Source organism: Streptomyces hyaluromycini, from assembly GCF_002217755.1.
Classification (GTDB): domain Bacteria; phylum Actinomycetota; class Actinomycetes; order Streptomycetales; family Streptomycetaceae; genus Streptomyces; species Streptomyces hyaluromycini.
This window is the reverse complement of sequence record NZ_BCFL01000018.1, coordinates 72248-88071: the sequence shown is the minus strand read 5'-3', so window position 1 is coordinate 88071 and position 15824 is coordinate 72248. Positions and strand designations below refer to the sequence as shown.

14 protein-coding genes are annotated in these 15824 nt (G+C 69.9%); all 14 read left to right on the top strand.

Annotation, left to right across the window (positions count from 1 at the left end):
• The first annotated feature begins 17 nt into the window (after positions 1 to 17).
• Positions 18 to 674, top strand: a complete 657-nt coding sequence (locus SSP29_RS13535) for a GntR family transcriptional regulator (RefSeq protein ID WP_089100867.1) — start codon at positions 18 to 20, stop codon at positions 672 to 674.
• The gene (locus SSP29_RS13530; protein ID WP_089100866.1) at positions 671 to 1582 is read left to right on the top strand and encodes a dihydrodipicolinate synthase family protein; all 912 of its coding nucleotides are present in this window, start codon (positions 671 to 673) and stop codon (positions 1580 to 1582) included. Before SSP29_RS13535 ends, SSP29_RS13530 begins: the two co-directional genes overlap by 4 nt.
• On the top strand, positions 1570 to 3324 hold the full coding sequence (gene araD, locus SSP29_RS13525) for an L-arabinonate dehydratase (RefSeq protein ID WP_089100865.1): 1755 nt from the start codon (positions 1570 to 1572) through the stop codon (positions 3322 to 3324). Before SSP29_RS13530 ends, araD begins: the two co-directional genes overlap by 13 nt.
• Positions 3325 to 3421: 97 nt before the next feature.
• Positions 3422 to 4357: a carbohydrate ABC transporter permease gene (locus tag SSP29_RS13520; protein WP_089100864.1), complete on the top strand. Its 936-nt coding sequence runs from the start codon at positions 3422 to 3424 to the stop codon at positions 4355 to 4357.
• Positions 4354 to 5238, top strand: coding sequence for a carbohydrate ABC transporter permease (locus SSP29_RS13515; RefSeq protein ID WP_089100863.1), 885 nt, complete (start codon positions 4354 to 4356; stop codon positions 5236 to 5238). The genes SSP29_RS13520 and SSP29_RS13515 overlap by 4 nt, the downstream gene beginning before the upstream one ends.
• Positions 5239 to 5308: 70 nt before the next feature.
• Positions 5309 to 6448 (top strand): Gfo/Idh/MocA family protein, encoded by a 1140-nt coding sequence (locus tag SSP29_RS13510; RefSeq protein ID WP_089100862.1) that lies wholly within the window; start codon positions 5309 to 5311, stop codon positions 6446 to 6448.
• Between the two features lie 107 nt (positions 6449 to 6555).
• On the top strand, positions 6556 to 7890 hold the full coding sequence (locus SSP29_RS13505) for an ABC transporter substrate-binding protein (protein ID WP_089100861.1): 1335 nt from the start codon (positions 6556 to 6558) through the stop codon (positions 7888 to 7890).
• A gap of 108 nt (positions 7891 to 7998) precedes the next feature.
• Positions 7999 to 8772, top strand: coding sequence for a rhamnogalacturonan acetylesterase (locus SSP29_RS13500; protein WP_089100860.1), 774 nt, complete (start codon positions 7999 to 8001; stop codon positions 8770 to 8772).
• A 13-nt stretch (positions 8773 to 8785) separates the two neighbouring features.
• Positions 8786 to 10102 carry a pectate lyase family protein gene (locus tag SSP29_RS13495; RefSeq protein ID WP_438363793.1) on the top strand — a complete coding sequence of 439 codons (1317 nt, stop codon included), beginning with the start codon at positions 8786 to 8788 and terminating at the stop codon, positions 10100 to 10102.
• Between the two features lie 102 nt (positions 10103 to 10204).
• Positions 10205 to 11320: a pectinesterase family protein gene (locus SSP29_RS13490; protein ID WP_089100858.1), complete on the top strand. Its 1116-nt coding sequence runs from the start codon at positions 10205 to 10207 to the stop codon at positions 11318 to 11320.
• A 49-nt stretch (positions 11321 to 11369) separates the two neighbouring features.
• A complete protein-coding gene (locus SSP29_RS13485) occupies positions 11370 to 12359 on the top strand; it encodes a pectinesterase family protein (RefSeq protein WP_089101597.1) in 990 nt (329 codons plus the stop codon).
• Positions 12360 to 12390: 31 nt separating this feature from the next.
• A complete protein-coding gene (locus SSP29_RS13480) occupies positions 12391 to 13494 on the top strand; it encodes a right-handed parallel beta-helix repeat-containing protein (protein WP_089101596.1) in 1104 nt (367 codons plus the stop codon).
• Positions 13495 to 13612: 118 nt separating this feature from the next.
• Entirely contained in the window at positions 13613 to 14410 is a 798-nt protein-coding gene (locus SSP29_RS13475) for an HAD family acid phosphatase (protein ID WP_089100857.1), read from the top strand.
• Between the two features lie 162 nt (positions 14411 to 14572).
• Positions 14573 to 15727 (top strand): right-handed parallel beta-helix repeat-containing protein, encoded by a 1155-nt coding sequence (locus tag SSP29_RS13470; protein ID WP_089100856.1) that lies wholly within the window; start codon positions 14573 to 14575, stop codon positions 15725 to 15727.
• Positions 15728 to 15824 lie beyond the last annotated feature (97 nt).

Here is a 15824-nt window from a genome sequence, read left to right as displayed (position 1 = left end):
GACCCCGAGAGGCGCGCATGACCTCTGTGCCCATGCCGATTCCGTCCCGTACGCAGTTCGTGCTGGACGCGATCAAACACCGCATCCTGACCGGACAGCTGACCCCGGGTCAGGCCCTGGTGGAGACCGAGCTAGCCGCGCAGTTCGGGGTGTCCAAGACCCCCGTGCGGGAGGCGCTCAAGACCCTCGCCGGGACCGGGCTGGTCGTGATGAGCCAGTACAAGGGCGTCACGGTGCGCATGGTGGACGCGGACATGGCGCGCGAGGTCTACGACGTACGGCTGCTCCTCGAACCCGAGGCCCTCCGGCGGGCCGTGCGACGCGGCGCCTCCCTGGACGCCGCGCGCGACGCCCTCACCCGCGCCGACGACGCCGGCGACACCGCCGAACGCTCCCTCGCCAACCGCGACTTCCACCGCGCCCTCTACCTCCCGTGCGGCAACCCGCTCCTCGGCCGGATGCTCGACGAGGTCCGCGACCAGGCCGCCCTCGTCTCCGCCGTCGCCTGGGCCGCCTCCCCCTCCTGGGAACAGGAGGCCGGCGAGCATCGCGAGATCCTGCGGCTGGCGCTCGCGGGCGACGCCGACGGTGCCGCCCGCACCCTGCACGCCCACATCGCGTCCTTCGTCGACCGGGCGTTCCCCGGGGCGGCCGACCAGGAGGGCCAGGAATGAGCAGCGTGGCGTTCGAGTCCCAACGGGCGGCCCTGGCCGACGTGGTGGCCATCCCGGTGACCCCCTTCGCCGCGGACGGCAGCGTCGACCAGGACGCCCACCGGGCCCTGCTGCGCCGGCTCCTCGACGGCGGCGTCCGCACCCTGACCCCCAACGGCAACACCGGCGAGTTCTACGCCCTCGCCCCCCAGGAGCGGCAGCTCGTCACCGAGTCGACCCTCGACGAGGCGGGGGCGCGGGCCTCGATCCTCGTCGGCGTCGGGCACGACATCGCCACCGCCGTCGCCTCCGCCCGGCACGCCCGCGAGCACGGCGCACACATGGTGATGGTCCATCAGCCCGTCCACCCGTACGTCTCGCAGGCCGGCTGGGTCGACTACCACCGGGCCATCGCCGCGTCCGTCCCCGACCTCGGCGTCGTCCCGTACATCCGCAACGCCCAGCTCCCCGGCGCCCGCCTCGCCGAACTCGCCGACGCCTGCCCCAACGTGATCGGCGTCAAGTACGCCGTCCCGGACGCCGCCAAGTTCGCCGCCTTCGCCCGTGACGCGGGGCTCGACCGCTTCGTCTGGGTCGCGGGGCTCGCCGAACCCTACGCACCCTCCTACTTCTCGGCCGGCGCCACCGGCTTTACCTCCGGCCTCGTGAACGTCTCCCCGGCCGTTTCGCTGCATATGATCGAAGCGCTTCGATCGGGGGACTACCCGGCCGCCATGAAGGTCTGGGAACAGATCCGCCGCTTCGAGGAACTCCGCGCCGCGAACGGCTCCGCCGACAACGTCACCGTCGTCAAGGAGGCCCTCGCGTCCCTCGGCCTCTGCCGTGGCGACGTCCGCCCGCCCAGCAGGCGGCTGCCCGAGGAACGGCGCGCCGAGGTCGCCGCCATAGCCGCCGGATGGTCGCTGTGAACGCCGGCGGGAACGTGCCGCGCAAGCGGCCCGAAGAGCTCAGAAGCCACCAGTGGTACGGCACCGACGGGCTCCGCTCCTTCAGCCACCGCGCCCGCACCCGCCAGCTCGGCTACCTCCCCGAGGAGCACCTCGGCAAGCCGGTCATCGCGGTCCTCAACACCTGGTCCGACATCAACCCCTGTCATGTGCACCTCCGTGACCGGGCGCAGGCGGTCAAGCGGGGCGTCTGGCAGGCCGGCGGATTCCCGCTGGAGTTCCCGGTCGCCACCCTCTCGGAGACCTTCCAGAAGCCGACCCCCATGCTCTACCGCAACCTCCTCTCCATGGAGACCGAGGAACTGCTGCGGTCGTACCCGGTCGACGGGGCCGTGCTGATGGGCGGCTGCGACAAGTCCACCCCGGCTCTCCTCATGGGCGCGGCCTCCGTCGACCTGCCCACCGTCTTCGTGCCCGCGGGGCCCATGCTCCCCGGTCACTGGCGGGGCGAGGTCCTCGGCTCCGGCACCGACATGTGGAAGTACTGGGACGACAAGCGCGCCGGTCTCATCGGCGACTGCGAGATGTCGGAGCTGGAGAGCGGGCTCGCCCGCTCGCCGGGTCACTGCATGACCATGGGGACCGCCTCCACCCTCACCGCCGCCGCCGAGGCGCTCGGCGTCACCGTCCCGGGCGCGTCCAGCATCCCGGCCGTCGACTCCGGGCACGACCGCATGGCCGCCAGTGCCGGGATGCGCATCGTCGAACTCGTCCACCGGGACCTGAGGCTCTCCCGGCTCCTCACCCCCGAGGCCTTCGAGGACGCCGTCACCACCGTCCTCGGGCTCGGCGGCTCCACCAACGCCGTCATCCACCTCATCGCCATGGCCGGACGCGCCGGGGTGCGGCTCACCCTGGACGACTTCGACCGCATCGCCCGCACCGTGCCCGTCCTCGCCAACGTCCGCCCCGGCGGTCAGAAGTACCTCATGGAGGACTTCCACTTCGCGGGCGGCCTCCCCGGCTTCCTCTCCCGCATCCCCGACCTGCTCCACCTGGACCGGCCCACGGTGTCGTACGACACCTACCGCGATCAGCTGGCCGGCGCCCGGGTGCACGACGACGACGTCATCCGGCCGCGGTCCAACCCGGTGGCCGCCGAAGGCGGAGTCGCCGTGCTGCGCGGCAACCTCTGCCCGGACGGCGCGGTCATCAAGCACATCGCCGCCGAGCCCCACCTGCTCAGGCACACCGGTCGCGCGGTCGTCTTCGACGACTACCGGACCATGCAGCGCACCATCAACGATCCGTCGCTGGGCATCACCGCCGACAGTGTGCTCGTGCTGCGCAACGCCGGGCCCAAGGGCGGTCCCGGCATGCCCGAGTACGGCATGCTGCCCATCCCCGACCACCTCCTCAAGCAGGGCGTGCGGGACATGGTGCGGATCTCCGACGCCCGGATGAGCGGCACCAGTTACGGCGCCTGCGTGCTGCACATCGCGCCCGAGTCGTACATCGGCGGACCCCTCGCGCTCGTCCGCACCGGGGACTCCATCACCCTCGACGTCGCGGCCCGCGTTCTCCGGCTCGACGTGGACGACGAGGAGCTGGCGCGGCGCCGGGCCGAGTGGACGCCGCCGCCCGCGCGGTACGAGCGCGGATACGGCGCGCTCTACGACCGGCAGATCACCCAGGCCGACACCGGCTGCGACTTCGAGTTCCTGGCCCGGCCGGGAGAAGTGCCCGACCCGTACGCGGGCTGACTCTCTCTGACGATCGTCGAAGCGCTTCAACCACGTCCGTCTAGCAAGCGCTTCCCTTGCGCACTGTAATTGCCCCACTGCGAACGGAGAACAGGACATGGCCCAAGCCGCAGCCGTGGCGAAACCGCCCGCGCCACCCCGGCGGCGCCGTGCCTCCGCGACGCCGCGCAGGCTGCCGTACCTGCTGATCGCCCCGGCGGCCCTGCTGATGCTGGGCTTCATCGCCTACCCGGTGCTCAGCGTCTTCTACTACAGCCTGCAGAACTACAACCCCACCAAGCCCTGGCGGAACGGCTTCGCGGGCCTCGGCAACTTCACACAGGCCTTCGCGCACGACCCGCAGTTCTGGGACACGCTGACCTTCAGCGCCAAGTGGGTCGTGGCGGAGGTCGGACTGCAGCTGCTGTTCGGGCTCGCGCTCGCGCTGATCGTCAACCAGTCGTTCGCGGGGCGGGCGCTGGGCCGGGCGCTGGTCTTCTCGCCGTGGGCCGTCTCCGGGGTGCTGACCTCCGCGATCTGGGTGCTGCTCTACAACTCCCAGACGGGCATCACGCGTTACCTCGCCGACGCGGGCATCGGGTCGTACGGCACCAGTTGGCTCTCCGACACGTCGACGGTCTTCCCGGCGGCCGTCGTCGCCGACCTGTGGCGGGGCGTGCCCTTCTTCGCGATCCTCATCCTCGCCGACCTCCAGTCCGTCTCCAAGGACCTGTACGAGGCCGCCGAGGTCGACGGGGCCGGCCGGCTCAAGCAGTTCTGGCACATCACCCTGCCGCACCTCAAGGACGCCATCGTCCTCGCCACCCTGCTGCGCGCGGTGTGGGAGTTCAACAACGTCGACCTGCTCTACACCCTGACCGGAGGCGGCCCGGCGGGGGAGACGACGACCCTTCCCCTCTACATCGCCAACACCAGCGTCGACGCCCACAACTTCGGCTACGCGTCCGCGCTGACCACGGTGGCCTTCGTGATCCTGCTCTTCTGCTCCATCGTCTACCTGCGGCTGAGCAAGTTCGGGGGCGAGACCAAGTGATCACCGAGATCGCCCCCGCGGCCGAGCCCGTCGTGTCCGAGCCCGCCCGGCCGGGGAAGAGGCGCCGTGCCTGGGACGAGGCCCCCCGCTGGCAGATCTACCTCCCCCTCGGGATCTACCTCCTCTTCACCCTGATCCCCTTCTACTGGATCCTGCTCTTCGCCCTCCGCCCGGCCGGCTCCACCTCCCTCGTCCCCTGGCCGGTCACCTTCGACCACTTCCGGAAGGTGTGGACCGAGCGCAGCTTCGGCACCTACTTCACCAACAGCGTCTACGTCGGAGTCTCGACCCTGGTGCTGACCACGGTCGTCGCGCTGGCCGGCGGCTACGCCCTCGCCCGCTTCGACTTCAGGCTCAAGCGCGGCTTCATGCTCGCCCTGCTCTGCTCCCAGTTCGTGCCGGGCGCGCTGCTCCTCGTCCCGCTCTTCCAGATCTTCGCCAGGCTCCAGATGATCAACTCCCTCGGCAGTGTGATCATCGCCGAGACCGTCTTCCAGCTCCCGCTGTCGATGATCCTGATCAGCGGCTTCATCCGGAACGTGCCGTACTCCCTGGAGGAGGCCGCCTGGGTCGACGGCTGCAACCGGCTGACCGCCTTCCGGATCGTCGTCCTGCCGCTGCTGCGGCCCGGGCTGATCGCGGTCGGCTCCTTCGCCTTCGTGCACGCGTGGAACCACTTCCTGTTCGCCCTGATGTTCCTGTCGGACCAGAGCAAGCAGACCATCCCCGTCGGCCTCAACACCCTGATGAGCTCCGACAGCGTGGACCTGGGCGCGCTGGCCGCGGGCGGCATCATCGCCGCCGTACCCGTCGTGATCGTCTTCGCCTTCATCCAGAAGTGGCTGATCACCGGCTTCAGCGCGGGGGCGGTGAAGGGATGAGACACCTCACGGGCGGCCCGGGGCAAACGCTTACCCTGCACGCAAAGATCGACGACGCAGGGAGGACCCCATGACCATCGACCTCGTCCTGGCGGGTGCGCGCGGCCACGGCCGCTGGCATCTGGAGAACATCCGCCGGCTCCAGGAGAAGGGCGTCGTACGGCTCGCCGGGATCTGCGAGCTGACCCCGCTGGGCGCGGACGAGCTGCCGGAGGGGCTCGGGCAGCCCGCCCAGTCCGCCGACTTCGGCGCCCTGCTGGAGGCGACCGGCGCCCGGATCGCCGTGATCTGCACCCCGATCCCCACCCACACGGACCTGGCCCTGACGGCCGCCGAGCGGGGCGTGCACGTGCTCCTGGAGAAGCCGCCGGCGCCCTCGTACGCCGAGTTCCGGCGGATGGCCGACGGGGTCGCCAAGGCCGGCGTGGCCTGCCAGATCGGCTTCCAGTCGCTGGGCTCGCACGCCGTGCCCGCGATCCGGCGGCTGATCGCGGAGGGCGCCATCGGTGACGTGGTGGGTGTGGGCGGCGCGGGTGCCTGGGCCCGCCCGGAGTCCTACTACCGGCGGGCGCCCTGGGCCGGCAAGCGGCGGCTGAACGGCGTCGACGTCGTCGACGGGGTCCTCACCAACCCCCTCGCGCACGCCGTCGCCACCGGCCTCGCCCTGCTCGGCACCGACCGCGCCGAGGACGTCACCGGCATCGAGACCGAGCTGCTGCGCGCCAACGACATCGAGTCCGACGACACCTCCTGCGTCCGCGTCACCACCCCGCGCGGCCCGGTCACGGTCGCCGCCACGCTCTGCGCCGAGGAGCCGGGGGACCCGTACGTCCTGGTGCACGGCACCGGCGGCCGGATCACCCACTGGTACAAGCAGGACCGGGTGCTGGTGCAGCGGGCGGGCCACGGCCCGGAGGAGATCGAGTACGGCAGCACGGACCTGCTGGAGAACCTCGCCGACCACCTCACCACCGGTGCCGCCCTGTTGGTGGAGCCGGACGCGACCGGCGCCTTCATGAAGGTCGTCGAAGCGATTCGACTGGCCGGCGACCCGGCCGCGCTGCCCGCCGACGCCTGGCGCTACCTGCCCGAGGCGGAGCGCCGGGTCGTGACCGGCATCGACGCACTGGTCGCGGCCTGCGCCGACACCCTCTCCCTCTACTCCGAACTGGGCGCCCCGTGGGGTCCGCCGAACGAGGTGCGTATCTGACGGACGGCCTGCTGCCGCGGGCGCCGTCTCCTCACCACTCCACAGCTCCCTTTCTCCGCTGGATCCCGACGAAGCGACCCGTAGAAGAGACAGAAGAGAGCCGATCAATGAAGAGCAGCAACCGCAGAAGCAGGCGCGCGGCCGTCGCCGTCGCCCTGGGTTCCGTCCTCGCGCTGACCGCCACCGCCTGCGGTGACAGCGGCAGCGGCAGCGCGGGGGACAAGGGCAGCGAGGGCTCCGGGAAGGGCACGATCACCTTCTGGGACAACAACGGCGGTGTCCGCACCGACGTCTGGAAGGAGATCATCGCCGACTTCGAGAAGCAGAACCCCGACATCAAGGTCAAGTACGTCGGGGTGCCCGCGGCCAGTGTCCAGTCCAAGTACGACACCGCCATCCAGGGCGGCGGGCTGCCCGACGTCGGCGGGGTCGGCACCGCGATGCTCGCGGAGATCGCCGCGCAGGGGGCGCTGGAGCCGCTGGACAGCCGGCTCGCGAAGAGCTCGCTGAACGGCAGGCTCAACGAGAAGTTCCTGGACAGCGTGAAGTCCGCGGGCGGGGACGGAAAGACGTACTCCGTGCCGACCTCCGCGAACAACGGCACGCTCTGGTACCGGACCGATCTGTTCAGTGCGGCCAAGCTGGACCCGCCGACCACCTGGACGAAGTTCTACGCGGCCGCAGGCGAACTCACCGACCAGGCGAAGAACAGGTTCGGGTACACCATCCGGGGCGGCGAGGGATCCATCGCCCAGGCGCTGGACGCCATGTACGGGCAGAGCGGGATCACCTCCTTCTGGAACGGTGACAAGACCACCGTCAACGACCCCGAGAACGTCGCCGCCCTTGAGAAGTACGTCGGGCTGTACAAGAAGGACACCCCGTCCGCCGACGTCAACAACGACTTCACCAAGATGGTCGCGCAGTGGGATTCCGGCACGATCGGGATGCTGAGCCACAACCTCGGTTCCTACGCCGACCACGAGAAGGCACTGAGCGGGAAGTTCAAGGGGATTCCGAATCCGACGCTGGACGACGGCACCCGGGTGCAGGTCTCCAACCCCGTGGACGGTCTGGGTCTTTTCAAGTCCGGCAAGAACAAGTCCGCGGCCTGGAAGTTCATCGAGTTCGCCGCGTCCCACGAGGCCAACAGCAAGTGGAACGAGTCGGCGGGGCAGGTGCCGGCGAACAACGAGGCAGCGCAGGATGCGTGGGTGCAGGCGTCGGAGCCGACGAAGCTGGCCGCCGAGGCGTTGAACGGGGCGTCGACCAAGATCGTGCAGCTTCCTTACTATCTGCCGGACTGGAACACCATTTCCAAGGCGGACAACGAGCCGAACTTCCAGAAGGTGCTGCTCGGGAAGATGACGGCGAAGGAGTTCCTGGACACGCTGGCCGACCAGATTGATAAGGCTCAGGCGGACTGGAAGAAGCACCACTGAGATCGGGTGGTTTCGGTGGTGGGGGACTGCGGATCCGTCGTGGCTGGTCGCGCAGTTCCCCGCGCCCCTAGGTAAGAAACCTCATCCCCTCTTTGAGAGGCGGCCCTCGTGTTCCTTACGCGCAGGCAGGTAACTTCCGCTGCCCTCGCCGCCGTTCCCCTCGTCGGGCGTTCTCCCGACAGGAAACGTACGCTCTACATCGCCGGAGACTCCACCGCCGCCCAGAAATACGCCGATGCGGCTCCGGAAACCGGGTGGGGAATGGCGCTTCCCTTCTTTCTCCGGGAGGAAATCGCCGTCTCCAACCAGGCCGTGAACGGGCGGAGTTCGAAGAGCTTCGTCGACGAGGGGCGGCTTGACGCCATCCTCGCCGACATCCGGCCGCACGATCTGCTGGTCGTCCAGTTCGCGCACAACGACGAGAAGAGCGGCGACCCCACCCGGTACACCGAGCCCTGGAGTACTTACCAGGACTACCTGCGGCGCTACATCGAAGGCGCCCGTGCGCGCGGTGCCCGGCCGGTTCTCGCCACGCCCGTCGAGCGCCGGCGGTTCGACGCCGACGGCAATGCCGTGCCGACGCACGGGGACTACCCGGCGGCGATGCGCGCGCTCGCCGCGCGGGAACGTGTCGCGCTGCTCGACACCGAGGCGCTGTCGCTCGCGTTGTGGCAGTCGCTCGGGGTCGAGGCGACCAAGACGTACTTCAACTGGACGGACACCGAGCAGGACAACACGCACTTCAACCCGCCGGGGGCCATCGCCGTGGCCCGGCTCGTGGCGCAGGAGCTGCTGCGCACCCGGGTGCTGGCCCGGCACGACGTCGTCCGGCTGCACAAGGACATCCCCACGTCCTGGATCACCTGGCCACCCGCAAGCTGAGGAGACCCGCACAGTGCGTACACAGATATGTCATGGACGCGTCATGATGGTGCTCGTGGGCTGCACGGCCCTCGTGCTGGCCGTGACCGGAACCGCCCAGGCCGCCGGACCCCACCGGGTCGCGCTCGACCGGCAGGTGCTGACGGCGAACGACGGCTGGGGCGCGGCCACCACCGGGACCACCGGCGGGTCCGCCGCCGACGCCGCGCACGTCTACACCGTCACCACCTGGGACGGGTTCAAGGCCGCGCTGGCGGACGGCGGCAGCGCGCCGAAGATCATCAGAGTCGAGGGGACGATCGACGCCGACGGGCCGAGCTGTGACTCGTTCGCCGTGCCCGGCTACGACTTCGACGCCTACCTCGCCACGTACTCACCCGAGGCCTGGGGGCACTCCACCAACCTCGACAACGAGCCCGACGACAGCCCGGAGGGGCTGCGCCGCACCTCGCAGGCCGCCCAGGACGCCTACATCAAGGCGTACGTCCCGCCCAACACCACCATCGTCGGCATCGGCAAGGACGCCGGTTTCAAGGGCGCCAGCCTGCAGATCAAGGCCGTCGACAACGTCATCGTCCGCAACCTGGGCTTCGAGAGCCCCCTCGACTGCTTCCCGCAGTGGGACCCGACCGACACCGCGGACGGCAACTGGAACTCCGAGTACGACAGCGCGGTCATCTACGGGTCCACCCACGTGTGGATGGACCACAACACGTTCACCGACGGCGACCACCCGGACAGCACGCTGCCGTACTACTTCGGGCGGATCTACGAACAGCACGACGGCGAGCTGGACATCGTCAAGGGCGCCGACTACGTCACGGCCTCCTGGAACGTCTTCGCGGATCACGACAAGACGATCCTCGTCGGCAACAGCGACAGCGCGTCCACCGCGGCCGTCGACCGGGGGCACCTCAAGGTCACCTTCCACCACAACCTGTTCTCCAACCTGGTGGAGCGGGCGCCCCGGGTGCGGTTCGGGCAGGTCGACTCCTACAACAACCACTTCGTCGCCGAGGACGGCTACGGCTACAGCTACGGCATCGGGATCGAGTCCCAGCTCGTCGCCGAGCACAACGCGTTCACCCTGCCCGACTCCGTCAAGGCCGGCTCGATCCTGAAGAAGTGGAACGAGTCGACGCTCACCGCCGACGACAACTACGTCAACGGTGAAGTGACGGACCTGATCGCCGTCCACAACGCGCAGATCCCGGCGGAGACCCTCACGGCGGGCTCGACCTGGACCCCGACCCTGCGGACGAAGGTCGATCCGGCACCGGCCGTGCCGCGCATCGTCGACTGCGGCGCGGGCGCCGGTCACCTGCGCTGACGCGCGTTCGTCGCGGCCGGGGCGCTCAGCGGAGTCCGCCCCGGCCCCACCCCCCACGGCAAGGAGTACCGCCACCCCTCTCCCTCTTCAAGGAGCACCCGCATGTCCTCGCCCCACCTTCCCCTGTCCAGACGGGGTTTCCTGCTCGCGGGCGCCGGGGCGGGCGCCGCGCTCGCACTGGCCGCCCGCCCGGCGCACGCCACCGCTCGCCCCTTCGGGCGGTACGGCTCCCCGGAGCGCCGCCGCACCGCGCAGACCCTGTACGTCGACCCGCACGGCCGTGGCGACTTCACCACCGTCCAGGCCGCCGTGACCGCCGCCACCGGCAGCGGCCGGACGCTGGTCCTCGCCCCGGGCGTCTACCGGGAGACGGTCGCCGTCGACACCACCCGCACCGAGGCCACCTGGATCGGCGCCACCGAGAACCCGCGGGACGTCGTCATCGTGTACGACAACGCGGCCGGCACCCCGAAGCCCGGCGGCGGGACGTACGGCACCACCGGCTCCGCCACCACCACCGTGCAGGCCGACGGCTTCACCGCCCGCTGGATCACCTTCGCCAACGACTGGCTGCGCGCCGACCACCCCGACATCAGCGCCACCCAGGCCGTCGCCCTCAAGGTGCAGGGCGACCGCAGCGCCTTCCACCACTGCCGGTTCCTCGGCCACCAGGACACCCTGTATGCCGACTCGACGGCCCTCGGCGTCTTCGCCCGGCAGTACTTCGCACACTGCTATGCCGAGGGCGACGTCGACTTCGTCTTCGGGCGGGCCACGGCGGTGTACGAGGGGTGCCACTTCCGCACCCTGGACCGGACCGACCTGGCGGCCGCCCCCTACGGGTTCGTGCTCGCTCCGTCGACGGCGAACGCCAACCCGTACGGCTACCTGGTCAGCCGGAGCCGTATCAGCGGCGAAGCCCCGGCTGCCGCCTACAAGCTGGCCCGCCCCTGGGTGCCCAGCTCCGACACCACGGCCCGCCCCTCGCTCGTCGTCCGCGACTCCTGGCTCGGCCCGGGCATCGACGCCGTCGCCCCCTACACCAACATGTCGGACGCCTTCCCCTGGCAGAGCCAGCGCTTCGCCGAGTACCGCAACTCCGGGCCCGGCGCGGCGATCACCGTCCCCGGGAACCGGCCCCAGCTCACCGCCGAACAGGCCGGGTCCGCGACCCGGGAGGCCTGTCTCGGCGACTGGACCCCGTGGAAGGAGTGCTGACGTGCCGACCCGACGCGCACTTCTCGCCGCCGGAGCGGCCGCGCTGGCCATGGGATCGGCCACGGCCTTTACCCGGGACCGCCGGGTCCTGCACGTCCGGCCCGGTGACTCCGTCCAGGCGGCCGTGGACGCGGTGCCGGGGCGGGGGTGGACGATCGTCGTGCACCCGGGGACGTACCGCGAGGTCGTCAACGTGCCTGCCGACAAGGAGGAGCTGACACTGCGGGGCGCGAGCCGTGATCCCCGGGCCGCGGTCATCGTCCACGACAACGCCAACGGGACGCAGCGACCGGACGGTTCGGGGACCTACGGCACGGCCGGCTCGGCCACCTTCGCCTCGGCCGCCGCCGGGCTCCGGGTGCGCGACCTCACCCTCGCCAACGACTGGCTGCGCGCCGACCACCCGGACATCACTGGCACCCAGGCCGTCGCCGCCTACCTGACCGGGGACCGCACCCACGTCGAGAACGTACGGCTCCTCGCCCACCAGGACACCCTGTTCGCCGACACCACCGAACTCGGCTCCTTCGACCGGCAGTGCTTCCGGGGGTGTTACATCGAGGGCGACGTCGACTTCGTCTTCGGGCGGGCCACCGCGGTGTACGAGCACTGCCACTTCCGCACCCTGCAACGGGACGTGGCCTTCACCCCCAAGGGCATGGTGTTCGCCCCCTCGACCGCCCGTGCCAACCCGCACGGGTTCCTCGCCGTCCGCTGCCGGTTCTCCTCCGGCGCGGAGGACGGGGCGTACAAACTGGCGCGGCCCTGGGTGCCGACGTACGAGACCACCGCCTGGCCCTCGCTGGTCGTGCGGGACAGTCTCATCGGCCCCGGGATCGACCCCGTCGCGCCCTACACGAACATGCGGGACGCCTACCCCTGGCAGTCCATGCGGTTCCGCGAGTACCGCAACTCAGGGCCGGGCTCGGTGATCACCGTCCCCGGGAACCGGCCCCAGCTCACCGACGCCGAGGCCGCGTCGCACACCCCCGCGACCTATCTCGGCGACTGGAAGCCCCAGCAGATCCGTTCCTTCTGATCGACGAAAGGACCCGCACGTCATGCGTCGAATCAGCACCTTCACCGCGCTCGCCGTGACCACGGCATCGCTCGGTCTCGCCGTCATCGCCACCCCGGCACACGCGGCGACCGTCGTGGTCAGCAACTCCACCGACCTGTCCAACGCCATCCTCAACGCCACCGCCGGCGAGGTCATCCAGGTCCGCGGCGGCACCTACTACCCGACGGCCACCCTCCAGTCCACGGCCAACGGCACCTCCGCCGCGCCGGTCACGCTCACCGCGTACGGCTCGGAGACGGTCAAGATCGACGGTTCCTCGCTGCCCTCCGGATCCTGGATCTTCAAGCTGACCGCGGACTACTGGAACGTCTCGAACATCACCTTCCAGAACTCCCCGGACAGCGCGGTGGTCTGCCAGTCCTGCACCGGCACCAACTGGAACAACATCAAGACCATCAACGGCGGCGACTCCGGCTTCACGCTCACCGGGGACGGGACGGTCGACAACACCGTCAGGAACATCGACACCTACGGCAACTACGACGCCGCCACCCACGGGGAGAACGCCGACGGGATCGCCGTCAAGTTCGGCTCCGGGACCGGGAACCTGATCACCGGGGCACGGACCTACAACAACTCGGACGACGGGATCGACTTCTGGTCCTTCTCCTCGCCGGTCACCGTCGAGCACACCTGGTCCTTCGGCAACGGCGTCAACCGCTGGAGCGACTCGGCGTTCGCCGGGGACGGCAACGGCTACAAGCTGGGCGGCGACGGCGAGGTGGTCGCGCACGTCGTCAACAACTCGGCCGCCTGGGGCAACGCCGGAAACGGGTTCACCGAGAACTCCAACACCGGCGCGATCGTCATCAACCGCACCACCGCCTACGCCAACGGCAACTGGGGCTACTACTTCGCCACCAGCGCGGCCCGGCTCGGCAAGAACCTCGCCGTGAGCAACGGCAGCGGACCGGTCAGCAAGGGCTCCTCGGTGGTCTCCGCCGGCAACAGCTGGGACAGCGGCATCAGCACCCCGGCCTTCAAGTCGACGGACGCCACCACCACGTACAACGCCCGCCAGTCGGACGGCTCGCTGCCGGCCACCACCTTCCTGACGACGGGGAGCACGACCATCGGAGCCACCATGAACTGAACCGGAGAACCGGAAGGACTCCCTCCAGGGCGCTTGACCCGTTTTTTGCCCGCCGATGAGATATCGATCAGGCAACGGGTCTCGCGCCCACCCGGATGACGCGCGTAGAACTCCTGTCATGCATAAGTCACTTCGTCTCGCGGCGATCGCCGCCGTGTGTGCCGTCGCCGGCGGTGCCCTCTACGGCGCCGGTGCCGCCACGGCCGGCCAGTCGACCGCGAACTCCACCCACGAGCCGTACAACATCGGGCTCCTGGTGAAGGACATCGACGCCTACTACGGCACCGCCGCCGACGCCAACGGCGTCTACCAGGCCTCGCCGACCAGCCCCTACGCCAAGGACCTGGCCCGCATCGACGCGGACGCCAAGCGCTACATCGACCGGGCCGCGCGCAAGGCGCACCGCCACGGCGAGAAGCCCGCGGTCGTCTTCGACATCGACGACACGCTGCTGCTCAGCCTCGACTACGAGAAGCGCTACAACTACACGTACAACTCGACCACGTGGGCCGACTACGTCAACAAGGCCGACCGGCCGGGCGTGTTCGGCAGCGCCGAGCTCGTCCGGTACGCCCAGAGCGAAGGCGTCGAGGTCTTCTACAACTCCGGGCTCAGCGAGGCGCAGCGCAGCGCCGCCGTCGAGAACCTGAAGAAGATCGGCGCCGACGTCAACCTCGACGCCGCCCACATGTTCCTCAAGGACAAGGCCAACCCGCCGTCCTACCTGAGCTCCTGCGCCACGCCGGGCACCTGGACCTGCACGACCGTGCAGTACAAGTCCGGCACGCGCGAGCACATCGAGAAGGACCTGGGCTACGACATCGTCGCCAACTTCGGCGACCAGTACTCGGACCTGGACGGCGGCTACGCGAACCGCACGTACAAGCTGCCGAACCCGACGTACTTCGTGTCCTGACGCCGGCGGAGAATCCTGACCGTCCGTGGCAACCCTTTCCGGCCACGGCGGCGACTGGGAGACAGAAACGGGCCGGGGCGGCCCCTCCGGCCCGTTTCGCTCCCTCGTCGATCACGTCCAGCACGTTCAGCACGTCACGGACGTCAAGGAAAGGAACGGCCAGTGCGCTTCAGCACCGGACGCCACCGCAGGACGCGTACCCTCTCGATCGCCGCGGCGGTGGCCGTCGCCGCGGGGGCGGGAGGCGTCTACCTCGGCCTGTCGAACGGCGGTGCCCAGGCCGCCACCAGCACGGTCACCGTCTCCACCACCGCACAGCTGGAGTCGGCCGTCGCGGGCGCCGTCGCCGGTACCGTCATCCAGGTGCGCGCGGGCACCTACTACCCGACCGCCACCCTGAAGTCGACGGTCAGCGGCACCGCTTCGAACCGCATCACGCTCAAGGCCTACAGCGGCGAGAAGGTGAAGATCGACGGCTCCAAGCTGCCCGCCGGCCAGTGGCTCACCGGGATCTACGGCAGCTACTGGACCGTCCAGGACCTCACCTTCCAGAACTCCCCGGCCCAGGGCTTCGTCGTCACCTCGTCCACGGGCGGCATCTTCAAGAACCTCGTGACCGCGGACAACGGCGACTCCGGGTTCACGCTGCGCGGCGACAACACCGTGGACAACCTCGTCCAGAACCTGGACAGCTACGGCAACTACGACAAGGCCGGGCACGGGCAGAACGCCGACGGCATCGCCATCAAGTTCGGCTCGGGCACCGGCAACAAGGTGACCGGCGCGCGTCTGTACAACAACTCGGACGACGGTCTTGACCTGTGGCAGTTCTCGTCCCCCGTCAGGATCGAGCACAGCTGGGCCTTCGGCAACGGCAGGAACCGCTGGAACGACTCCGCGTTCGAGGGCAACGGCAACGGGTTCAAGCTGGGCGGCGGGGGCGTCGCCGTCGCGCACGTCGTCAACGACAACGCGGCCTGGGACAACACGCTGAACGGGTTCACCGAGAACTCCAACACCGGGGCGATCGTCCTGAACCGCAACACGGCCTACGCGAACGCCCAGGCCGGGTTCTTCTTCGAGACCGGCAAGGCCCGGCTGGCGCGGAACCTCGCGGTGAGCGACAAGGGCGGGGCGGACAAGCTGGGGGCCAGGGCCGTGTCCGCCGCGAACAGCTGGGACGGCGGGGTGAGTACGCCGGCGTTCAAGTCGACGGACGCGACGTCCGCGTACGGGGCGAGGGCGACGAGTGGGGCGTTGCCGGTGACGGTGTTTCTGACCACCGGGTCGGCGACGATCGGATCCACCATGGACTGACGGTGCGTCGCGGGCTGCGCGGCCCGTTGTGGCTGGTCGCGCCCACGCGGCGGAGCCGCATATCGACACAGCCCCGCGCCCCTGAAGGGGCGCGGAG